Annotated in this window: 21 protein-coding genes; 12 read left to right on the top strand and 9 right to left on the bottom strand. The window is 73.0% G+C overall.

Annotated elements, in window-relative coordinates; all coding sequences use genetic code 11:
• Positions 1–879: an FAD binding domain-containing protein gene (locus ACQEVZ_RS29565; RefSeq protein ID WP_433372403.1), complete on the bottom strand. Its 879-nt coding sequence runs from the start codon at positions 877–879 to the stop codon at positions 1–3.
• Between the two features lie 121 nt (positions 880–1000).
• Here ACQEVZ_RS29565 and ACQEVZ_RS29570 point away from each other — a divergent pair, with 121 nt between their 5' ends.
• The gene (locus ACQEVZ_RS29570) at positions 1001–1846 is read left to right on the top strand and encodes a spermidine synthase (protein WP_433372406.1); all 846 of its coding nucleotides are present in this window, start codon (positions 1001–1003) and stop codon (positions 1844–1846) included.
• A 120-nt stretch (positions 1847–1966) separates the two neighbouring features.
• A complete protein-coding gene (locus ACQEVZ_RS29575; RefSeq protein ID WP_344501361.1) occupies positions 1967–3040 on the top strand; it encodes a branched-chain amino acid aminotransferase in 1074 nt (357 codons plus the stop codon).
• A gap of 4 nt (positions 3041–3044) precedes the next feature.
• On the opposite strand, the gene ACQEVZ_RS29580 is transcribed toward ACQEVZ_RS29575, so the two are convergent.
• Both ACQEVZ_RS29580 and ACQEVZ_RS29585 read right to left on the bottom strand, forming a co-directional pair.
• Positions 3045–4052 carry a coiled-coil domain-containing protein gene (locus ACQEVZ_RS29580; RefSeq protein ID WP_354899791.1) on the bottom strand — a complete coding sequence of 336 codons (1008 nt, stop codon included), beginning with the start codon at positions 4050–4052 and terminating at the stop codon, positions 3045–3047.
• 79 nt (positions 4053–4131) lie between these two features.
• The gene (locus ACQEVZ_RS29585; protein ID WP_433372411.1) at positions 4132–4728 is read right to left on the bottom strand and encodes a DedA family protein; all 597 of its coding nucleotides are present in this window, start codon (positions 4726–4728) and stop codon (positions 4132–4134) included.
• A gap of 12 nt (positions 4729–4740) precedes the next feature.
• Here ACQEVZ_RS29585 and ACQEVZ_RS29590 point away from each other — a divergent pair, with 12 nt between their 5' ends.
• The 7 genes from ACQEVZ_RS29590 (at position 4741) to ACQEVZ_RS29620 (ending at position 11655) form a co-directional block, all read left to right on the top strand.
• On the top strand, positions 4741–5964 hold the full coding sequence (locus ACQEVZ_RS29590; RefSeq protein WP_433372414.1) for an MFS transporter: 1224 nt from the start codon (positions 4741–4743) through the stop codon (positions 5962–5964).
• Between the two features lie 59 nt (positions 5965–6023).
• Entirely contained in the window at positions 6024–6245 is a 222-nt protein-coding gene (locus tag ACQEVZ_RS29595; RefSeq protein ID WP_344501365.1) for a hypothetical protein, read from the top strand.
• Positions 6242–7591, top strand: a complete 1350-nt coding sequence (locus ACQEVZ_RS29600) for a hypothetical protein (protein ID WP_433372418.1) — start codon at positions 6242–6244, stop codon at positions 7589–7591. Before ACQEVZ_RS29595 ends, ACQEVZ_RS29600 begins: the two co-directional genes overlap by 4 nt.
• A gap of 50 nt (positions 7592–7641) precedes the next feature.
• A complete protein-coding gene (locus ACQEVZ_RS29605; RefSeq protein ID WP_344501367.1) occupies positions 7642–8004 on the top strand; it encodes a response regulator transcription factor in 363 nt (120 codons plus the stop codon).
• Positions 8001–10040, top strand: coding sequence for an ATP-binding protein (locus ACQEVZ_RS29610; protein ID WP_433372422.1), 2040 nt, complete (start codon positions 8001–8003; stop codon positions 10038–10040). The genes ACQEVZ_RS29605 and ACQEVZ_RS29610 overlap by 4 nt, the downstream gene beginning before the upstream one ends.
• Before the next feature lie 64 nt (positions 10041–10104).
• Complete coding sequence (locus tag ACQEVZ_RS29615; RefSeq protein WP_433372425.1) at positions 10105–11106, top strand: hypothetical protein; 1002 nt, start codon at positions 10105–10107, stop codon at positions 11104–11106.
• Between the two features lie 192 nt (positions 11107–11298).
• Positions 11299–11655: a response regulator gene (locus ACQEVZ_RS29620; RefSeq protein WP_344501370.1), complete on the top strand. Its 357-nt coding sequence runs from the start codon at positions 11299–11301 to the stop codon at positions 11653–11655.
• Here ACQEVZ_RS29620 and ACQEVZ_RS29625 read toward each other — a convergent pair.
• Positions 11621–12280, bottom strand: a complete 660-nt coding sequence (locus ACQEVZ_RS29625) for a response regulator transcription factor (protein WP_344501371.1) — start codon at positions 12278–12280, stop codon at positions 11621–11623. The genes ACQEVZ_RS29620 and ACQEVZ_RS29625 overlap by 35 nt on opposite strands.
• Before the next feature lie 41 nt (positions 12281–12321).
• On the opposite strand from ACQEVZ_RS29625, the gene ACQEVZ_RS29630 reads away from it, so the two are divergent.
• Together ACQEVZ_RS29630 and ACQEVZ_RS29635 are read left to right on the top strand one after the other, a co-directional pair.
• Positions 12322–14244 (top strand): CHASE3 domain-containing protein, encoded by a 1923-nt coding sequence (locus tag ACQEVZ_RS29630; RefSeq protein ID WP_433372429.1) that lies wholly within the window; start codon positions 12322–12324, stop codon positions 14242–14244.
• A 137-nt stretch (positions 14245–14381) separates the two neighbouring features.
• Positions 14382–14621, top strand: a complete 240-nt coding sequence (locus tag ACQEVZ_RS29635) for a hypothetical protein (RefSeq protein ID WP_344501373.1) — start codon at positions 14382–14384, stop codon at positions 14619–14621.
• Between the two features lie 15 nt (positions 14622–14636).
• Here ACQEVZ_RS29635 and ACQEVZ_RS29640 read toward each other — a convergent pair whose 3' ends face one another.
• From ACQEVZ_RS29640 to ACQEVZ_RS29660, 5 genes are all read right to left on the bottom strand, one after another.
• A complete protein-coding gene (locus ACQEVZ_RS29640; protein ID WP_433372432.1) occupies positions 14637–15323 on the bottom strand; it encodes a hypothetical protein in 687 nt (228 codons plus the stop codon).
• 188 nt (positions 15324–15511) lie between these two features.
• Entirely contained in the window at positions 15512–16957 is a 1446-nt protein-coding gene (locus ACQEVZ_RS29645; RefSeq protein WP_433372435.1) for a DUF1996 domain-containing protein, read from the bottom strand.
• A 139-nt stretch (positions 16958–17096) separates the two neighbouring features.
• Positions 17097–17930, bottom strand: coding sequence for a class II fructose-bisphosphate aldolase (locus ACQEVZ_RS29650; protein WP_433372438.1), 834 nt, complete (start codon positions 17928–17930; stop codon positions 17097–17099).
• Entirely contained in the window at positions 17911–18759 is an 849-nt protein-coding gene (locus ACQEVZ_RS29655) for a 1-phosphofructokinase family hexose kinase (protein ID WP_433372441.1), read from the bottom strand. Before ACQEVZ_RS29655 ends, ACQEVZ_RS29650 begins: the two co-directional genes overlap by 20 nt.
• Before the next feature lie 8 nt (positions 18760–18767).
• On the bottom strand, positions 18768–19643 hold the full coding sequence (locus ACQEVZ_RS29660; RefSeq protein ID WP_433372444.1) for an SIS domain-containing protein: 876 nt from the start codon (positions 19641–19643) through the stop codon (positions 18768–18770).
• 89 nt (positions 19644–19732) lie between these two features.
• On the opposite strand from ACQEVZ_RS29660, the gene ACQEVZ_RS29665 reads away from it, so the two are divergent.
• Positions 19733–20503, top strand: coding sequence for a DeoR/GlpR family DNA-binding transcription regulator (locus ACQEVZ_RS29665; RefSeq protein ID WP_344501379.1), 771 nt, complete (start codon positions 19733–19735; stop codon positions 20501–20503).
• The last annotated feature ends 34 nt before the right edge of the window (positions 20504–20537 follow it).

The raw sequence follows: 20537 nt of genomic DNA on the forward strand, positions 1-20537 counted from the left end.
TCAGGCCTCCTGCCCACGCGCGCGGGCGGCCGCGGCGCGCAGCGCGCGCACGGTCAGCTCCCCCGCGAGGTGGCGCTTGTAGTCGACCGGTCCGCGCTGGTCGGCGACCGGGTTGCTGTGCTCGGCGGCGATGCGCCCCGCCTCGGCGAAGCTCTCCTCCGTGGCGGGCTTGCCGACGAGGTACGCCTCGGCCTCCGCGGCCCGGAAGTGCTCGGCGCCCACGGCGGCCAGGCCGATGCCGACGTTGCTGACGGTGCCCGCGGCGTCGGTCCAGATCGCGGCGCCGGCCGCGGCGACCGCCCAGTCACCGACGCGGCGCTCGACCTTCGTGTACGCGGAGCCGCCACCCGGGCGGATCGGCACGCGCACCTCGGTGAGCAGCTCGCCGGCCTCGACGACCGTCTCGTAGGGCCCGACGTGGAACTCGGTCAGCTTCACGGTGCGCGACCCCCGCGGACCGTGGATGACGACCGAGGCGTCGACGGCGGCGAACGCGGCGGAGAGGTCCTCGGCCGGGTCCGCCTGGCACAGCGACCCGCCGACGGTGCCGCGGTTGCGCACGATCGGGTCGGCGATCACCCGCTCCGCGTCGCGGAAGATTCGGTAGTGCTCCTCGACGAGCGCGGAGTCGAGCAGCTCGGCGTGCCGGGTCAGCGCACCGATCCGCAGCTCGCCGCCCTCGACCCGGATGTAGGACAGCTCGCTGACGTCGTTGATGTCGATCAGCGCGGTCGGCCGGGCCAGTCGGAGCTTCATCATCGGGATCAGGCTGTGACCGCCGGCGATGACCCGGGCGTCCTCGCCCCACTGGGACAGCAGTTCGAGGGTCTGGCTCACCGTCGTCGCTTTCGCGTATTCGAATGCGGCGGGTACTTGCATCGCGCCTCCGCGTGAGGAGTGTCGTTCGGGCACCAACGGGACGATGTTCGTCCTAAAGGCGACATTGAACAACACCCGATGACAAAAATTCTTCTCGTGAACTGTAACTACGGTGTGATCCATGGGTCGTCAGAAGCGTGGGTCCGGCATCGTCAGTGAAATCGACGGCGGTGTCGCCGAGCTGCTCCCCGACGACGGGCGGCCGGGCCGGTGGACGCTGCTGGTCGACGGCTACCCGCAGTCGGCCGTCGACCTCGACGACCCGAGCCGGCTGGACTTCGAGTACATGCGCCGCCTCGCCTCGATCGTCGACGGGATCGCGCCCGCGCGCACCCCGCTGTCGGTGCTGCACCTCGGCGGCGGCGCGCTGACGATGGCCCGTTACGTCGCCGCGACCAGGCCCGGCTCCTCGCAGCGGGTCGTCGAGCTCGACGCGGCGCTGATCGACCTGGTGCGGCGGGAGCTGCCGCTGCCGCGCGGCGCCGACATCCGGGTCCGCGCCATGGACGCCCGGGCCGCCGTGGAGTCCATGTCGGGTGGCCGCTTCGACCTGGTCATCACCGACGTCTACCGGGGCGCCCGGGTGCCGGCGCACCTGGCGTCGCTGGAGTTCGTCACCGCCGCGGCCCGGCTGCTGCGCCCCGGCGGCGTGTACGCCGCGAACCTCGCCGACGGCACCGGCCTGGCGTTCGCGCGCGGCCAGGTCGCGACGCTGCGCCGGCTCTTCGCCGACGTGTGCCTGCTCGCCGAGCCGGCCGTGCTGCGCGGCCGCCGCTTCGGCAACGTCGTGCTGGCCGCGTCGGCGGCCCCGCTCCCCGTCGCCTGCTTCGCCCGGGCGGGCGCCGGGGACGCGTTCCCGGCCCGGCTCGTCCACGGCGACGACCTGGACCGTCTCGTCGCCGGCGCCCGCGTGGTGACCGACGACGTCGCCACCCAGTCGCCCCTGCCCCCGAAGGACCTATTCTGAATCGACCGCCGCTGAACCACCGCCGCTGAACCACCGCCGCTGAATCACCGCCGCGGAAGCTACCGCCCAGTCCCCGGGAAGGAGCTTAGGCATCGTTCAGTGAGCGAATACAGTCGCGGGATGCTCGAATTCGCCACCGTCGCCGCCACCCGCCGTTCTGCCGCGGAGCGCGCCGCCCTGATGAGCGACCCCGGTTTCGGTCGCGTCTTCACCGATCACATGGTCACCGTGCGGTATGCCGACACGAAGGGCTGGTATGACGCGAAGCTGGAGCCGTTCGGCCCGCTCGCGCTCTCGCCGGCGACCGCCGCCCTGCACTACGGGCAGGAGATCTTCGAGGGTCTCAAGGTCTACGCCCAGCCCGGCGGCGGCGTCGCGTTCTTCCGCCCGGACGCCAACGCCCGCCGGCTCAACGTCACGGCGGAGCGCCTGGCGATGCCGCGGCTGCCCGAGGAGCTCTTCCTGCGGTCGCTGCGGGTGCTCGTCGAGGCGGACCGCGACTGGGTGCCGACGAGCGAGGGGCAGAGCCTCTACCTGCGCCCGTTCATGATCGCGACCGACCCGTTCCTCGGGGTCCGGCCGTCGTCGGAGTACCTGTACGCCGTCATCGCCTCGCCGGCCGGCGCCTACTTCGCCGGCGGCGCGAAGCCCGTCACGATGTGGGTCTCGCAGGAGTACTCGCGGGCCGCGCCCGGCGGCACCGGCGCGGTGAAGACCGCCGCCAACTACGCCGCCAGCCTCCGCGCGCAGGCGCAGGCCCAGGAGGCCGGCTGTGACCAGGTGGTGTTCCTCGACTCGGTCGAGCGCCGGTACATCGAGGAGGCGGGCAGCAACAACCTGTTCTTCGTCTACGACGGCGAGCTGGTGACCCCGCCGCTCAACGGCTCGATCCTGCCGGGCGTCACCCGCGACTCGGTGCTGCGCCTCGCCGCCCACCTGGGCTACACGGTCACCGAGCGCCCGTACAGCCTCGACGAGTGGCGCGACGACGCCCGCTCCGGCCGGCTGAAGGAGACCTTCGCCAGTGGCACCGGCGTCGTCATCAGCTCGATCGGCACGGCCCGCACCGCCGACGGCGAGTTCGCCATCGCCGGCGCGGTCGAGGGCCCCTTCACCGCGAAGATCCGCGACACGCTCGTCGGGATCCAGCGCGGCACCGAGGAGGACCCCTTCGGCTGGCGGCTGCCCCTGTAGGCGGTCAGATCATCGACAGGTGCACGTGGTTGGTGTGGTCGCTGGACGGGTCGCCGTTGCCGCCGCTGTACGAGTGCCAGCCGGCGGCCGGCGTCCACACCTGGCGGAACCAGATCACGTAGAGCACCCCGAGCGCGCTCGCGTTCTTGACGAAGTAGGCGGCGAGGTTGGTGCCGTAGGTCTTGTCGCCGCCGCTGGCCACCCCGCCGAAGCCGCCCGACTGGGCGGCGAAGTCGCAGGCCCGGCCCTTCGGATGCTCATACGGTCCGGAGGGCCGGAAGCACGAGTAGTAGCGCGTGAAGCCGGCCTTCTGGGCCTCCTTCACCGCGTGGATCATCCGGGGGGTGATGCAGCCGGTCGTGGTCGGGTCGTCGATGATGCAGTTCTCTTTCGGCCACGAGCCGTTGGCGTTGCGCGGGGCCGGGGTCGCCAGCGGTGAGTTGGCGTTGACGTAGCCGTTGGCCCGGCCGCCCATCTTCACCAGCGCCGCCTCGGCGTCCTTCTTCTTCTTGGCCATGATGTCGGTCTGCGCCTGCTGCTGCGCGACCTCCGCGTCGACGGCCTTCTTCGCCTCGCCGAGCTCCTTCTGCAGCTTCGTCAGCTGCCCGATCTTCCGGTCGTTGTACCGGGCGACGGTGTTGACCATCATCGTGCGCTCGATGAAGGACTCGGTCGATTCGCTCTGGATCAGCGCCGCGGTGGTGCGGATGCCGCCGCTGCGGTAGGCGGCGCCGGCGATGATGTTGACCTCGGCGAGGATCACGTCCAGCTCGCCCTGCATGGCGGCGACCTTCGTGGTGAGCTCCGCCTGGCGCTGCTTGGAGACCTCCAGGATGCCCTGGGCGTCCAGGAACTCGCCGTTGGCCTTGTCCAGCAGCTCACCGAGGGTCATGTTGGCGCTGCCCTCGTCGGGGGCGGCCGTCGGGTCGCCGGGCGCCGCGCCGGCCGGCACCGCCCAGCCGCCGACCACGATGAGCGCCGCGAGGAGCGAGGCGATGATGCGCTTGCGCAACGGAGTCCCTTCCGGGGGCTGGTCAGCCGTCAGATTACCGACTGTCACCCGGAAGCACAGGACCGAGAAACGCGTCCGATCAGTTACTGACCGTAGCTATACGGCGGGTCGTGAAGAGCGCCACCCAGCCGAACGTGAGGCCGAAGCCGATGGTCGCGACCGTGGTCAGGTTGCCCGTGGGGAGCAGCCCCGACAGCCGGGTCGCGAGCACGCCCAGCCCGACGTAGAGCCCGCCCCACAGCGCGGAGCCGAGCGCGGCGGAGCGCAGGAACCGCAGGTACGGCATCCGCAGCCCGCCGGCCGCGAGCGGCACCAGCGTGTTGAGGAACGGCAGGAACGGCGCGGTCACCAGGATGCGGCTGCCGCCGGTGCGCACCACGTGGTCGGCCTTCGCCCAGCGCGCCTCGCCGATCCAGCGGCCGAACCGGCCCTCGCGCAGCCGCTGGCCGAAGGCCCAGCCGGCCAGGAAACTCAGTGACCAGCCGGCGAGGCAGCCTGCGATGATCCAGCCGAGGCTGCTGACCGGGTCGGCCGCGCCGGCCGTGGTGAGGATGGCGACGTCGGCCGGGATCAGGATGCCGAGCAGCGGGATGGAGTCGAGCAGCATGACGAGCCCCAGCGCCAGCCCCAGCAGGGCGGCGGGCAGGCTGTACAGCGGTTCGAGCCACTCGGTCATGTGGATGACGCTATGGCCGCGCGGATAAGAGACGCATCAGGGAGCGACCCCGAGACAACCCCGAGGGGTCTGGGTGTCCTTCTCGGGGCGCGCGGCATCTCGTACGCAGGCGACACCCTCAGCATGGTCGCATTGATGCTGCACGTCGCCGGCGCGACGGGTCAGGGGCTCGCGGTCGCCGCGCTGCTGCTCGCCGGGGACTTCGTGCCGTCGCTCGTCGCGCCGTTCGCGGGGGCGCTCGCCGACCGGTTCGACCGGCGCCGGCTGATGATCGGCTGCGAGCTCGCCCAGGCGCTGGTGGTCGCCGCCATCGCGCTGCTCCTGCCGTCGCTGTGGCTGCTGCTGGCGCTCGTCGCCGCCCGGGCGGTCGCCGGTCAGGTCTTCCAGTCGGCGTCGCGGGCGGCGGTGCCGTCGCTGGTGCCGGCCGAAGGGCTCGCCGCCGGCAACGCCCGGCTCGGCCTGGTCACCAACGTCGCCGAGCTCGCCGGGCCGCTGCTCGCCGCCGCCCTGCTGCCGTGGCTCGGCACCCGCGGCGTGCTCGCCGCCGACGCGGCGTCGTTCGTGGTCTCGGCGGCCCTGCTGACCGGGCTGCCGCGGATCCGGCCGTCCGTGCTGGACGCCGAGTCGCTGTGGAAAGGCGCCCGGACCGGTCTGGGGTATCTGGCCCGGCACCGGACGGTCCGGGTCGTCGCGCTCGGCTTCTGCGCCGTCGTCCTGTGTACGGGCGTCGACGACGTCGCCCTCGTCGTGCTCGCCAAGGACGACCTGCGGGCAGGCGACTCCGTGGCGGCGCTGCTGCTCGGCGCGGTCGGCTTCGGCCTCACCGCCGGCTACGCGCTGCTCTCGGGGCGCGCCGGCCGGGCGCGGATGACCGTGCTCTTCGCCGCCGGCCTCGCGGTCAGCGCCGCCGGCAACCTCCTCACCGGCGCGCTCGCGCACGTCGCGGGGGCCGCCGCGGTGGTGTTCGCGATGCAGGCCGCGCGCGGGCTCGGCATCGCCGCGATCGACGTGGGCTGCAACACGCTGCTGCAGCGGCTCGTGCCGGACGCGCTGCTCGGGCGGGTCTTCGCCAACCTGTACGGCGCCGTCGGGGCCGCCGCCGCGCTGTCCTACGTGGCCGGCGGCCTGCTGATCGACGCCGCCGGCGCCCCGGCGACGCTGATCATCGCCGGGGCCGGTGGAGTGACGTGTGCCTTACTCACCGGGGTCGCCCTGCGGGGTCGGCGCGTCGATTGAGGATATCGACGCGTCCTTTGCTAGCGTCCCCGCTAGCAAACGGCTAGCAGGAGTGTGGGTTGGAACTGACAGACAACGCGGTGGCGATGCCGCCGCAGCGCGCCCGGTCCGAGCGGGTGCAGCTCAACACCCGGGTCAGGGTCGAGATCGAGCAGGCCCTGCAGCGCTTCGTCGAGGACCACAACACCACGGTGCAGAGCTCCGTGGACCTCGCGCTGGCCGAGTTCCTCGCGGCGCGGGGCTACCCGCTGCCGGCAACGGATGACAGGAGAAACCGGTGACCGCACCGGACGCCCACCGCACCTCACGACCCGGAATCGTCGAACTCGACGCCGACCTGCAGCGCACGGTCCGGCGCACGTCATACATGCGGCAGCTGTTCTACTTCGTGGTGCTGCTGGTCGCCCTCGCCGGGCAGGTGTCCGGGGCGGTCGAAGCGCTCGGCATCCCGCTGCTGTGGGCCGTCCCGGCCGTCGGCGCGCTCGAGCTGGGCGGCATCGTGGTCCTGGCCAACGCCGACGTGCGGCGCCGGCTCGGCGAGCGGGCGACGGCCTCGCGGGTGCTGTCCGCCGCCATCGCCGGCTTCGCGGTCGCCTTCAATTGGCTGGCGCACGAGAACAAGCTGCTCGCCGGCTTCTTCGCGGGCATGTCCGCGCTGGGCTACCTGGTGTGGCTGATGCACACCGAGAACCAGCGCCGCGACCGGCTGCGGGCCACCGGCGACCTGCCGCCCACGACGCCGGCGTACGAGGTGGTCGGCCACTGGATCCGGCACCCCTGGATGACCCTGCGCGCGAAGAACCTGGCGAAGGCCGACGACCGGCTCGGCCTCTACACGTCCCTGGCCGCGGCCCGCGCGGAGAAGCGCAAGGAGGTGCGCACCAAGGCGATCGCCAAGGTGCTGCACCGCAAGATCCGCGCCGCGGTCGACCCGACGACGGCGGACATCGCGGTCGCCGTCTACGACCTGGACGAGATCGCCGTGCGGCTCGCCGACGGCGCCGACTACGACGGGCTCACCGCGCTCATCGCCGCCGACCTGGCCCCGGCCCGCCTCGCGTCGGACGCCCGGGTGATCTCGGTCGTCGACGAGCCCGCGCGGCGCCCCGCGCTCACGGAGGCCCTGGTCAAGGAGCCCGCCGAGGAGCCCGCAGAGGAGCAGCTGACCCTGCCCGAGGCGCCCGGGGTGGTCGCCGAGGCGCCTGAAGCTCCCACGCCCGTTCCCGCGGCTGAGCCGCGGGAGCCCGCCGCCTCGCCGCTGGGTGAGTGGCGCGGCGAGATCGCCGAGATCCTCCCGCCGCCGACGCCCCGGCGCCCCCGCGGCCAGTCCAAGGTGACGACCACCGTCGACATCGCCGAGGAGCCCACGCTGACGCCGACCAGGTCGATCCGGGAGGGGTCCCTGCGCAGTCAGGTGCACGCGGCCCTGCACGAGCACGTCCCGGACAACGACCCCCGCGACACGATGGCCCTGACCTCGTTCGTCGGGGACCTCCTCGAGCTCAACGACGTGGAGCGGCTGACCGCGTCCAACTACGTGCGCACCTGGAAGCGCGAGGTCGACGCCGGCCGCCGGTCCTCGGTCAACGGCCGCCACCTGCAGGACGTCGTTCCCACGAAACGCTGAACATCGGCCCCCCGCCTGTCGATCATCAGGAGGACAGGCAGGGGGCCGACATGGCACGGATTCTCGTCGTGGACGACGAGCAGGACGTCCTCGAGCTGATCGTCAAGCGCCTGCGCGCCGACGGGCACGAGGTCCTCGCGGCCGGCACCGGCGCCGAGGCACTCGATGCGGTCGCCACGCACGGGTTGCCCGAGGCGGCGATCCTCGACGTCGACCTGCCCGGCATGGACGGCATCGAGCTGCTGCACCTGCTCCGCCGGCAGCGCGCCGACCTGCCCGCCATGTTCCTCACCGTGCTGTGGGACGGCACGGTGGTGGCCCGGGTCCGCGACACCGGCGCGCTGTACCTGCGCAAACCCTTCACCAGCGAGAGCCTGCGCACCGCGCTCGACATGGTGCTGGTGCCCGGATGACGGGCTCGCTCGCGCGGACCGCGGCCTGGTCCCTGCTCTGCCTCCTCGCCACGTTCGCCGGGCGGCTCACCATCATGGACGGCACGAGCCTCAGCCTCGTGTGGCCGGCCGCCGGCGTCACCGTCCTGTGGTTCTCCATGCAGCGCAGGGCGCGGCTGCGCTGGGCCGACCCGGTGATGCTCGGGGTCATCACCGTGGTGGCCAACGTGGCGACCGGCGCGCCGCTCGTCCTCGCACTGTGGTTCTTCGTCGCCAACCTCGTCCAGGTCGCCGTGTTCCTGCGGGTGCACGCGCGGCTCAGCCCGCGGCTGTGGGGCGCCGGCGGGGACGAGCCGCTCGCCCGCTCCACCGACCTCTGGCGGATACTGGTCGCGACCGGCGCCGGCGCGCTCGCCGGCGCCACGATCGGGCCGACCGCGGTCTGGCTCGTCTCGGGCCACTTCTCCTGGATGGACGCGGCCGTCTGGCTCACCCGCAACACGGTGAGCATCCTGCTCATCCTGGCCGTCGGGCTCCGGGTCGGTCACCACTGGCGCAACGGCATCCGCCTCAGGCGGATCGCGCCGGTGCGGCTCGCCGAGTACCTCGCGCTGGTCGTGTGCTCGATCAGCGCGTACGTCGTCGGCTTCGCCCTCAACCACGGCCTGCCGCTGGCGTTTCCGCTGCTCGCCGTCACCGTCTGGGCGGCGCTGCGGCTGCACACCACGTTCGTCGTCCTGCACGACCTGTGCCTGGGCACCCTCGCCGTGCTGTTCACGCTGCACGGCGACGGTCCGTTCGCCACGATCGCGTCGCACCAGACGCGGGCGCTGGTCGCGCAGGCCTTCGTCGGCATGGTCGCGATCGTCGGGCTGTCGATCGCGCTGGGCCGCGACGAGCGCGCCGAGCTGCTGGACCGGCTGACCGAGACCGGCCGGGCCGCGGCGGCGCAGGCCGGCCTGCTGACCACGATCGTCGACTCGATGAGCGACGGCCTCGCCGTGATCCGGGCCGACGGCAGCTGGGTCATGCGCAACCCGGCCGCGGTCGCCCTGCTCGGCGGGGTGACCAGCGGCACCGCCGCCATCGCCGACCCGGACCACTACGGCCTCTTCCTCCCCGACGGCACCCGGCTGCCGCAGGAGGAGATGGCGCACACCCGCGCCCTCGCCGGCGAGGACGTGCGCAACGTGGAGCTGCTGGTGCGCAACAGCGGCGTCCCCGACGGGCGGATCGTGAGCGTCAGCGCGCGCCGCCTGCACGGCGACGACGGTGTGGTGGTCGTCTTCCACGACGTCACGGCCGAGCGCCGGCAGCGCGACGAGCTGGCGTCCTTCGCCGGGGTCGTCGCGCACGACCTGCTGAACCCGCTGACCACGATCGACGGCTGGGCCGAGAACCTCGACGACACGCTGCGCGGCATGCCCGAATCGGCCGAGCGACACGATGCCATCGACAGCCTCAGCCGGATCGTGCGTGCCTCCGGCCGCATGCGGCACCTGATCAACGACCTTCTCGCGTACACCACCACCCGCAACGCCGTCATCGCGCCCGTCGACGTCCCGCTGCGGGACCTCGTCGCGGACGTGACCATGGCCCGCGCGGACCTGGCGGCGGCGGGCGCCGCGGCCGCGCCGCAGTTCGTCCTCGGCCGGCTGCACGACGTGCACGCCGACCCGGTGCTGCTGCGCCAGCTCGTCGACAACCTGGTCGGCAACGCGGTGAAGTACACCGCGCCGGGCGTCGTGCCGCGGATCGAGATCGGCTCGGAGCGCGTCGACGCGGAGCTGGTCCGGGTCGAGATCGCCGACAACGGCATCGGCATCCCCGCCGGGCAGCACGAGGCGATCTTCAACAACTTCCACCGGGCGCACCGCTCCGCCGGTTACGCCGGCACGGGCCTCGGCCTGGCGATCTGCAAGCGGATCGTGGAGCGGCACGGGGGCCAGATCGTGGCCGTGGACAACCCCGGCGGCGGCACCAGGTTCGCGTTCACGCTGCCGAAGGCGACGTGGAGTGTCGTACACCACGCCGCCAAAGCGAACGTTCGTTCTTGACGCGTCCCACGGGGCGGCGCATGCTCGTTGTACGCGAACGAACGTTCTTTTTAGGAGACTTCCGATGGCAACCACCGCCGCACCACCGTCGGCCTGGCCCCGCGTCGGCGCGCTCGTGCTCCTGCTCACCGCGCTGCTCAGCGTCATGATGATCGCGTTCGCCTGGCCCGCGAGCCGCTCCAGCGTGCACGACATCCCGATCGCCGTCGCCGGCCCGGCCGCCGCCACCGCGCAGGTCACCCAGCAGCTGGCGGCGAAGCGCCCCGGAACCTTCGACGTGACCGTCGTCGGCGACACCGCCGCCGCGGAGCGGCTGATCCTCGACCGCGACGTCTACGGCGCCATCGACCTCTCCACCGGCCGGCCGCAGCTGATCATCGCCTCGGCCGCCAGCCCGTCCGTCGCCCAGGCCCTCCAGCAGGTCGCCCAGGCGCTCGGCGCCACCGAGCCGGCGGTCCCGGTCCGCGACCTGGTCCCGCTGCCCGCCGACGACCAGCGCGGCGCCGGCCTGGCCGCCGGCGCGCTCCCGCTCGTCCTCGGCGGGATCGCGGCCGCGGGCCTGCTCACCACCCTCGTCGTCGGCGCCGGCCGGCGCCTCGCGGGCGCGCTCGCCTTCTCGGTCACCGGTGGGCTCGCGCTCGTCGGCATCCTGCAGTTCTGGCTCGGCTCGGTCGAGGGCTCCTACTGGCTCAACGCCGGCGCCGTCGCCCTCGGCATCGCCGCCACCGCCCTGACCATCCTCGGCCTGGAGTCCCTGCTCGGCCCGGCCGGCCTGGGCCTCGGCGCGGCGACCATGATGCTGCTGGGAAACCCGCTGTCGGGGCTGACCAGCGCCCCGGAGATGCTGCCGTCGGGCTGGGGCGCCCTGGGCCAGTTCCTCCCGCCGGGGGCGGCCGGCTCCCTGCTGCGCAGCACCGCCTTCTTCGACGGCCACGCCGCCGCCGGGCACGTCTGGGTCCTGCTCGGCTGGGCGGCCTTCGGCCTGGCCCTCGCCGGCCTGGCGGCGCTGCGCACCACTCGCCGCCCCGCCGCGGCGGAGCCGGCGGCTGATCTCGTGACCGTCTAGCTTCCGCTTCGACACCGGGCGGGGCGCTCCGGCGCCTCGCCCGGCCCGCATCCGGGGGCCGGAAAAAGTGGCGGCCGGGCTCATGGCGATCGGCCGCACCGCCGGACCCGGGGTGGTAGGCGTGGTGGTGACATCCGGTCTTTCCGGCTAGCCGTAAGGTCAGCGGGCGGCTGGGCTGGCACCGTTCAAGGTATGACGATCCGCTGCGTCATCGTCGACGACTCGGAGCGCTTTCGCGCGGGAGCCAAACGTCTGCTGACCGCGCAGGGGATCGCCGTGGTCGGGGACGCGGCGGACAGCCGGGGGGCGCTGCAGGCCATCGACGCGCAGCGGCCGGACGTCGTGCTGGTGGACGTCGGCCTCGGGGCGGAGAGCGGGTTCGACCTCGCCGCCCGGATCGAGGAGAGCCCCGTCATCATGGTGTCGGCGTTCTCCGCGGAAGAGGTGGCCGACCTGCTCGCGGACAGCCGGGCGATCGGCTTCCTGCCGAAGGAGCACCTGTCCGCCGCGGCGATCAAGTGCCTGCTGACGCGGCTTCAAGGAACGTGAGCACCGCCAGGACCCGGCGGTGGGTCTCGTCGGTCTCCGGCAGGTCGAGCTTGGTCAGGATCGACCTGACGTGCTTCTCGACGGTGCCCTCGGTGACCCACAGCTGCTTCGCCACCCCCGCGTTGGACCGGCCCTCCGCCATCAGCGCGAGCACCTCCCGCTCCCGAGGGCTCAGCACGTCGAGCGGGTCCCGCCGCCGGTGCGCCGCGACGAGCTCCTGCACCACCGCCGGGTCGACCACGGTCCCGCCGTCCTGCACCCGGTGCAGCGTCTCCAGGAACTCCTCGACGTCGGTGATCCGGGTCTTCAGCAGGTACCCGATCCGCTCGCCACTGGCCAGCAGCTCGATCGCGTGCTCCACCTCGACGAACGCCGACAGCACGAGGATCGCCACCGACGGGAACCGGCTCCTGATCTCCCGCGCCGCGGCCAGCCCCTCGTTGGTGTGTGTCGGGGGCATACGGATGTCCACCACCGCGAGGTCGGGCCTGACCTCCTCGACCAGCCGCAGCAGGTGCGATCCGTCGTCGGCAACTCCGGCCACGGTGTACCCATGACGGTCGAGCAGGCTGGCGAGGCCCTCTCGGAGCAGCACGTCATCGTCAGCGACCACCACAGATGTCATCAAATCCAACATATCCCCGCGTAAGGGGGTAAGGACACCCCATGCACGGGGGGTTGACGCTCCGCCTAGGGGTCACCTGCGCGCTGTTCACACTGCTGATCAGCACGGCGTTCGCCGCCATCCTCCTGTCCGTCTACCAGCTGCGCGAATCCGTCCTCGCAGTCACCCGGGCCGAGCGATCGGTCTCCGCCGCCACCACCCTCGAGCGGCTCCTGCTGGACGTCGAGGCCGGCCGCCGCGGCTTCGCGCTCACCCGTGACCCCGCGGTGCTCGTGCCGTGGAAGGCCGCTCAGGAGCAGATCCCGTCACAGCAGCAGGAGCTGGCCGCGACCGTCGCCGGCGACCGCGTGCAGACCGCCCGCGTCGCCGTGCTCAACCTGGACATCACCGACTATCTCGACGACTACGCCGACCCTTCCATCGCCCTGGAGGAGGGCGCCGTGCCGAAGAACATCAGCCCCACATCGGTCCTTCAGGGGCAGCGGCAGATCTCCGCGCTGCGCCAGGAGTTCGACGACTTCGCCGCCGCCCAGCGCCGCACCGTCGAGCAGAGCCGCCGTGAGTCGATGCTCGCCGGGCGGCGGGCCCTCGTCGCGGGCATCGGCGGCTTCACCACCGCCATGTTCGGCGTCGCGATCCTGACCCGCTCCCTCGCCGTGATGGTGGTGCGGCCACTGCGCCGGCTCGTCTCGGCGGCCGACGAAGTCGCCCGCGGCGACCTGAACGTCCGGGTCGCCACCGACGGGGCGGTCGAGATCGGCAGCATGCAGCGCACGTTCAACTCGATGGTCGGCGCCCTGCGACGCAGCCGCACCACGCTCAGCTCGGTGGCCGCCGAACAGGCGGCACTGCGCCGGGTGGCGACCGTCGCGGCCAAGGGCCGGCCGGCGGTGGCCGTGTTCGGCGCCGTGACCGAGGAGGCCGGCAAGCTCTTCGGCGCCGACGCCACCGCCCTGGTCCGCTTCGAACCCGACGGCGATGGCACCGTCGTGGCGACCTGGAGCGCCGACGCCGCGCACCGCATCTCGCCGGGCAAGGTCATCCTGGATCGTGAGGGCGTGGCCGGGCGGGTGCTGCACTCGGGCAAGCCGGTCCACATCGAGAGACCCCCGAACGCGGGCTTCCTCGCCCGGGAGTTCGGCGACCTCTCGATCCGCTCCGCGATCGGTGCGCCGGTCCTCGTCGCCGGCCGCACCTGGGGCGTGCTGAAGGCCCTGTCGACCAGCGCCCGGCCGCTGCTGCAGCACGACGCCGCCCGCGCCGCCGAGTTCACCGACCTGGTCGCCAGCTCGATCGCCAGCTCGCAGGCCCGCGCCGATCTGACCGCCTCGCGGGCCAGGGTCGTCGCCGCGACCGACGAGGGCCGCCGCCGGATCGAACGCGACCTGCACGACGGCACCCAGCAGCGGCTGATCGCGCTGCTGCTGCAGCTGCGGGCGACCGAGGCGCAGGCCGGCGGCGAGCTGCGGGAGCGGCTGTCGCGCATCGGCACCGACCTGGCCGAGGCGATCGACGAGCTGCGCGAGCTCGCCCGCGGCATCCACCCGTCGATCCTGTCCGACGGCGGGCTGGTGCCGGCGGTCAAGTCGCTGGGGCGCCGGTCGCCGGTGCCGGTGGAGGTCCGGCTCGACCTGCCCACGCGGATCGACACGAAGATCGAGATCGGCGCGTACTACGTGATCGCCGAAGCGCTCACCAACGCGATCCGGCACGCCCACCCCACGCTGATCTCCGTCCGCGGGTCCGTCGCCGACGACCTCGACGGCGGCGCGCTGGAGTTCTCGATCGAGGACGACGGCGCCGGCGGCGCCGACCCGCACCTGGGCACCGGCCTGATCGGCCTCGGTGACCGGATCGCCGCGCTCGGCGGCACGATGCACATCGCCAGCCGGCCCGGTCACGGCACCACATTGTCCTGCAGAATTCCCCTGAGGGACGAGTCCGTGAAGGGTGAGGCCAGTTGAGATGCCGGTGGCTGCCAGCCGGTATCTCCGGGTCCGGAAACCCGCAGCCCCGGACGCATGCTGGCGCAGATGCCCCGCCCCCTCACCCGAGCGACGGTGGACAGGACAACAACGACCTCTCCGAGAGGTGAGCCACCATGACGACCTGCCTCGTCGACCCGGTCCTGTGCATGGCCCTGTTCGTCTCCGACACTCCCAACCACGCGGACCTGGACGACGCGACCGTCCGCGACACCGTCGACCGGACCCTCGATCAGCTCGGTCCCGACGAGTGCTACGCCCGCGCCGCCGAGGTCTTCGGCGACCGCCCCGAGGTGGCCCTGGACCGCATCCAGTGGGCCCGCACGCTGTGCACCCGCGCCCTGGCCGACGCCTGATCCCCCCGATGTTCCTCAGTTCCCCGCAGGAACGGTGGCGGTGATCGCGGTGGCGCTCGCGGTGTCGCCCGTGACCGTGCCGACCACGGTCACGGTGTCGCCGACCTGCACGTCGCCGATCGTGCCTCCACCGCTGACCGTCGTCGCCGACGTCACCGCGAACGTGGTCGCGTGGCCGTCGGCGCTCTTCGCGGTGATCGACGTGGCGCTCACCGCGGTGACCGTTCCGGTCTGCATCCGCCTGGTGACGTAGCCGCCGTTGCTGTCGGAGGCGACGAAGTCGCCGTACATGACACCGGCGAGCCCACCGGCACCCCGCCCCATCCCGCCGCCCATCGCGCCGCGCCCACCCTGACCGCCGTCCGGTGCGCCGCCCTGCGCCCCTTGGACCCCCTGACCGTCCTGCGCCCCCTGCGCTCCCTGACCGCTCTGCGCGCCGGCCTGCTGGCTCGCCGGCGCCGCGCTGTCCTCGGACGCCCTGATCACCGCGAACCCGCCGCCGCCGATGACGAGCGCCGCGACCGCCCCGACGATCGCCGTCTTGAGCCGCGACGACCTGGCCGCCGGGCGCTGTGCGGGTGGCCCCTCGATGACCGCGGCCGGAGCCTGGCCCTGGTAGGCCGGGGCCGTCATGTCCGGCACAGGCGTGTTGTCGACAGGGGTGGCCCAGACGGGGGTGGGCTGCTCGGTGCTGGTCATCATGTCGCTCCCGGTCTCGGTCGGCCCGCTCCCGGAGGGCCGCTGGAAGCAACTCTCGGCCCTATCCCTGTGCACACGGTCCGCCGAGGTTGGCAGCCGGCTGTGAAACCCGGCTGTAGACCCGGCATCCCTGAACAGCGGAATGGCCACCCGTGGCGGCGGGTGGCCATTCCGAGCTCCTGCGCGCCCGGCTAGAAGTTGCCCGCCGAGTTGCACTTGTAGCCCTGGTCGAGGCAGTCCCGGACCCGCCGGGCCAGCTCCTCCGGCTCCCACGCGTTGAAGAAGTCCGCGTGCATCGAGTAGCCGTTGCCCGACGAGAGCGTGATCCCGGTGGTGTTGGTGTTCAGCGGGTACGCGATGACGAACGACACCGACGGGATCGGCACCGGGTGCGACTTCGGGCAGGCGCCGGTGTAGTCGCCGTTGGCCATGTGGTCCTTGTGGTTCGGGCTGTCCAGGTGCACGCCGTCCCAGCAGTCGGGGAACGTGATCTGGCGGACCAGCTCGGCCGTCGGGGCGCAGACCGGGTACTCGCCGTCCGGCGTTCGGCCGGTGGCGCCGCCGATGCCCGCGCACCAGAAGTGGTTGCCCTGCTTGTCGGGCGTGTCCGTCTGGGTCTTCGCGTCGCCGGCGATCATCCGCAGGCCGGTCGGGAAGGGCTGCGTCTTGCTCGGGTCCTTGAGCCGCGAGCCGTAGTAGACGGTGACCGCGCCCTTCGGGTCGACGACCTTGCCGTTCTGGTACAGCGTCGGGATCCAGTACGCCGAGTGGTCGCCGGTCGGGTTGCAGGTCGTGTTGCCCGCCAGCAGGCTCTCGGTGGTCGAGGCCGCGTCGGTGGTCTTGTTGCCGAAGAACGTGTGGTTGTGCGCGGCGCCGGTCAGGCCGGGGAAGACGATCGGGTCGTCGTTGTTGTGGTGGCTCACCGCGCACTGCGCGTTGAACTCGGGGACCTTCACCGGGTTGTTGGTGACCGGCTTCGGCTTGCGGGCGAAGAACGCGGCGGTGTCCGCGGCCTGCTTCGCCGGGTCGACGGTCGGCCAGCCGGTCTGCGGCGCCGGCGGCGCGCTGGTCGGCGGCCTGGTCGTGGGCGCGGTCGGCGGCGTGGTGGTGGTGCCGCCGGTCGGCGAGCCGGGGACCGTCGCCGTCGGCGTCCGCTTGAACTGCAGCCAGTTGATGTTGATGAAGTCGCTCTGCTGGTCGCTCTTGAGCACGACGAAGACCGTCTGCTTGCCGGTCAGCGCGGTCGGGCTGACGGCGGTCTTCGTGGTCCACGTCTGCCAGCCGCCGGTGTAGTTCACCGGGTAGCTGGCGAGCAGCTCACCGGTCTGCGTGCCGGCGCGCAGCTCGACGGTGCCACCGGCCCGGCTGGCCGCGGCGACCCGGACGCTGGCGGTCAGGGAGCCCGTGCCGCCGAGGTCCACGCCGTCGTAGCGCATCCAGTCCCCGTTGGCGAGCCAGCCGACGTTCTTGCCGCCGCCGGTGTCGCCGGTGCTCTCGGTCCTGGCGCCGGACTGGGCGTTCCACGCCTCGGCCTGCAGCTGCCCGGCGGTGTCGGCCTGCTCGGCGCCGGCGGTGGTGGTGACGATGACGGTCGTGGCGACCGCGCCGACGACCGGCACGGCGAGAAGTGCGAGCAAGGTGCGTCGTCTGGTCTGCCGCTGGGTCGGCATGAGCCCTCCGGAACGGGTCTGGTCGATGCGAGCACCGCGACCGTAGACACCAGGAGAGCGCTCTCTCAAGCGTTCCGGGGAGATCTAAGTCGAACGTAAAGGTGGCCTAAAGCTCGGTCACGACCCGCAATGCGTGCGTCACCGTGTCGGCCATCGCCTGCCGCGCGGCCTTCAGGTACTTGCGCGGGTCGACCACGGCCGCGTCCTCCAGCGCCGACCGCACCGCGCCGGTGAACGCGACGTTCAGCGCCGTGCCGATATTGATCTTCACGAGGCCGCCGCGGACCGCCGCGCGCAGCTCGTCGTCGGGCACGCCCGAGGAGCCGTGCAGCACCAGGGGGACGGGCACCGCCGCCGTCAGGGCGGCGATGAGTGCGTGGTCCAGCGCCGCCGTCCGGGTCGTCATCGCGTGGCTCGACCCGACCGCGACGGCGAGCGCGTCGACGCCGGTCGCCGCCACGTACGCCGCCGCCTCCGCCGGGTCGGTCCGCACGCCGGGCGCGTGCGCGCCGTCCTTGCCGCCGACCTCGCCGAGCTCGCTCTCCACCCAGAGCCCGGCCGCCCGCCCGCGCTCGGCCGCCGCCTTCGTCGCGGCCACGTTCGCCTCGAACGGCAGCTTCGACGCGTCGTACATCGCGGATCCGAACCCGTGCGCCGCGGCCTGGTCGAACAGCTCGTCGCTCTCCACGTGGTCGAGGTGCAGCGCCACCGGCACCGACGACAGCTCGGCGACCCGGCGGGCCGCGGCCGCGATCGGCGCCAGGCGCCCCCCGTGGAACTTCACCGCGTTCTCGCTGATCTGCAGCACGACGGGGCAGCCCGCCGCCTCCGCCCCCGCGACGATCGCCTCGGCGTGCTCGACGGTGATGACGTTGAACGCGCCGACGCCCACGTTCGCGCTGCGTGCCGCTTCGACGATCTCACCCGTGGGGCTGAACATGGACCCGTTCCCTCGTTGCTCGGTAGTGGTTGATGTCGATCTCTCCGGCGACCGGTGCGGCGACGGCGGCGCCGGCCAGGGCGACCGCGTCGGCGAGCAGTTCCGGCCACGACGTGCCGTCCCGCAGCCCCCGGGCGAGGGCGGCCGCGCACGCGTCGCCGGCGCCGGTCGGGTTGCCGGTCACCACCTCGGGTGGGGTCGCCCGCCACGACCCTTCGGGCGTCCTCGCGATCAGCCCGCGCGGGCCGTGCGTCTCGACGACCGCCCGGAGCGGTGTCTGGATGTCGTGCAGCTCGGCCGCGTTGGGCTTCACGACGTCCGGGCCGGCGGCGGCGCCGATCCGGAGCGCGTCGCCGCTGGAGTCGAGGACGCTGCGGCAGGTGTACCGGCGGGCGAGCCCGACCAGCGTCGCGTAGGCGTCCGCCGGCAGACCCCGCGGCAGCGACCCGGACAGCACCACCACCTCGGCGTCCTTGACGAGCGCCGCGTAGTGCTCCTGGAACGCGCCCCACTCGTCCGGCGTGACGGCCGGCCCGGGCTCCCACAGCCCCGTCGCGTCGGCCCGGTCGACGACCGTCACGGTCCGCCGCGTCTCCCCGCCGATGGCCGTGAAGCTGTGCGGCACCGCGGTCCTGGCGGCGACGGCCGCGCCCGTCGCCCCGCCGAGCAGCCCGGTGGCGAGGACCGGCTCACCGAGCGCGTGCAGCACCGCGGCGACGTTGAGCCCCTTGCCGCCGGCTCGCTCCCGCACCGCCGTGACGCGGTGCGTGGCGTGCGGCACCAGCAAGTCCACCGTGTACGTGACGTCGAGCGCGGGGTTCAGCGTCACCGTGAGGATCATGGCTGGGTAAGGATCACGGACCGGGTCAGCAGTCGCGGCCGGTCCGGGTCGAGGCCCTTGTGCTCCGCGAGCGCGACGGCGAAGCGCTGCGCCAGCACGAGCTGGGCCAGTGGGTCGAGGCCGTTGCGCACCGGGGTGGCGCCGGCGCCGCGGATCGTGTCGTCGAGGCTGTCCGGCACCGCGCCGAACGCCCACACCAGACTCTCCGGCCCGGCGACAGCGACCGGGCCGTGCCGGTAGTCCATCGCCGGGTAGGACTCCGACCAGGCCTGCGCGGCCTCGCGGACCTTGAGCGCCGCCTCGTGGGCGAGCCCGACGGTCCAGCCGGTGCCGAGGAACACCAGGTGCCCGACATCCCGCACGCCCGCCGGCAGCTCCGCCGCCAGCGCCGCCGCGCCGTCCCCGACCAGGTGCGACAGGTCCTCGCCGTACGCGTGACGGGCCACCGCCAGCAGCGTCGTCGGGAACCTGGTCTGCACGACGCTGCGCTCGTCGGCGAAGTCCAGCAGGATCCGCTCGTCGACCAGGTCGTCGACCGGCTCCCCGTCCACCGCCGTCACCGCCACCCGGTGCGGGCTCCCCGGGAGGCGCCGCAGCGCGTCCAGCACCTCCGTCGAGGTGCCCGACCTGGTGAGGGCGATGACCCGGTCGTACCGGCGGCGCGGCACGAACTCGGAGGCGCACACGGCGTCGGTCTCGCCGAAGCCGGCGGCCTCGCGCAGCTCGGCCAGGCTCTGCGCCATGAACCACGAGGTGCCGCAGCCCAGCACCAGGGTGCGCTCGCCCCGTCCGGTGAGCGCGCTGCCGTCCACGGTCGCCGCTCGTGCCCAGGTCTCGGGCTGGCTGGCGATCTCCCTCGCGGTGTCCGTCATGCCAACCAGGGTTGCGCGTTTCCTGTTCGCTTCACAAGGTATCTTGCACAAGTGGACATTCTGAACTGCGCGTTTTGTTCGGTGATCGGGTGAGCCGCCGCCGCGCCGACCGCGTCTCGGCGATTCTGTCCCGCGTCTCGGGCAGCGGCTCCATCGACGCCGGCGCCCTCGCCTCGGAGTTCGGCGTCTCCACCGCCACGATCCGCCGCGACCTGCAGACGCTCGAGGACCAGCAGCTCCTCGCCCGCACCCACGGGGGCGCGGTCGCCGCGTCCCCGTCCCTCGCCGAGCTCCCGGTCCGCTACCGCACCGGCCAGCACCGCGAGGCCAAGGCCCGCATCGCGCAGCGCGCGTTCGAGCTGCTCCCGCACGGCCCGCTCACCCTGGGCCTCACCGGCGGCACCACCACCCACCTGCTCGCCCGGCTCCTGGCGACCCGCGTCGACCTGACCGTCGTCACCAACGCCGTCAACATCGCCGCCGAGCTGGCGCTGCGTCCCCGGCTGAAGCTGATCATGACCGGCGGTGTCACCCGCACCCAGTCCTACGAGCTCGTCGGCCCCATCGCGGACCGCACCCTGAACGGACTCCACCTCCAGGTGGCCGTCATCGGCGTCGACGGCATCACCGCCGCCGGCGGCCTCACCACCCACGACGACATCGAGGCCAACACCAACGCCACCATGCTCCGCCGCGCCACCCAGGTCATCGTCGTCGCCGACGGCTCAAAGATCGGCCGCGACTGCCTGGCCACCATCGCCCCGCTGGCCGAGGTCTCCACCCTGGTCACCGACTCCACCGCCGACCCCGCCGAGCTCGCCGCCGTCCGCGCCACCGGCGTCGCCGTCATTTGCGTCTGACCTGCGGCGGAGCGCCGGGCCGGGCGCCGGGCGC

Origin of the sequence: Dactylosporangium sp. CA-152071 (assembly GCF_050936335.1) — a bacterium.
In the GTDB taxonomy this organism is placed as follows: Bacteria; Actinomycetota; Actinomycetes; order Mycobacteriales; family Micromonosporaceae; genus Dactylosporangium; species Dactylosporangium maewongense.

Excerpts from the sequence above, each read along its gene's own strand:
- ACQEVZ_RS29660 (WP_433372444.1), bottom strand. The coding sequence starts at position 19,643 with ATGACGGACACCGCGAGGGAGATCGCCAGCCAGCCCGAGACCTGGGCA.
- ACQEVZ_RS29565 (WP_433372403.1), bottom strand. The coding sequence starts at position 879 with ATGCAAGTACCCGCCGCATTCGAATACGCGAAAGCGACGACGGTGAGC.
- ACQEVZ_RS29615 (WP_433372425.1), top strand. The coding sequence starts at position 10,105 with ATGGCAACCACCGCCGCACCACCGTCGGCCTGGCCCCGCGTCGGCGCG.
- ACQEVZ_RS29605 (WP_344501367.1), top strand. The coding sequence starts at position 7,642 with ATGGCACGGATTCTCGTCGTGGACGACGAGCAGGACGTCCTCGAGCTG.
- ACQEVZ_RS29630 (WP_433372429.1), top strand. The coding sequence starts at position 12,322 with ATGCACGGGGGGTTGACGCTCCGCCTAGGGGTCACCTGCGCGCTGTTC.
- ACQEVZ_RS29590 (WP_433372414.1), top strand. The coding sequence starts at position 4,741 with ATGGCCGCGCGGATAAGAGACGCATCAGGGAGCGACCCCGAGACAACC.
- ACQEVZ_RS29570 (WP_433372406.1), top strand. The coding sequence starts at position 1,001 with ATGGGTCGTCAGAAGCGTGGGTCCGGCATCGTCAGTGAAATCGACGGC.
- ACQEVZ_RS29610 (WP_433372422.1), top strand. The coding sequence starts at position 8,001 with ATGACGGGCTCGCTCGCGCGGACCGCGGCCTGGTCCCTGCTCTGCCTC.
- ACQEVZ_RS29625 (WP_344501371.1), bottom strand. The coding sequence starts at position 12,280 with ATGACATCTGTGGTGGTCGCTGACGATGACGTGCTGCTCCGAGAGGGC.
- ACQEVZ_RS29640 (WP_433372432.1), bottom strand. The coding sequence starts at position 15,323 with ATGATGACCAGCACCGAGCAGCCCACCCCCGTCTGGGCCACCCCTGTC.
- ACQEVZ_RS29650 (WP_433372438.1), bottom strand. The coding sequence starts at position 17,930 with ATGTTCAGCCCCACGGGTGAGATCGTCGAAGCGGCACGCAGCGCGAAC.
- ACQEVZ_RS29620 (WP_344501370.1), top strand. The coding sequence starts at position 11,299 with ATGACGATCCGCTGCGTCATCGTCGACGACTCGGAGCGCTTTCGCGCG.
- ACQEVZ_RS29575 (WP_344501361.1), top strand. The coding sequence starts at position 1,967 with ATGCTCGAATTCGCCACCGTCGCCGCCACCCGCCGTTCTGCCGCGGAG.
- ACQEVZ_RS29585 (WP_433372411.1), bottom strand. The coding sequence starts at position 4,728 with ATGACCGAGTGGCTCGAACCGCTGTACAGCCTGCCCGCCGCCCTGCTG.
- ACQEVZ_RS29635 (WP_344501373.1), top strand. The coding sequence starts at position 14,382 with ATGACGACCTGCCTCGTCGACCCGGTCCTGTGCATGGCCCTGTTCGTC.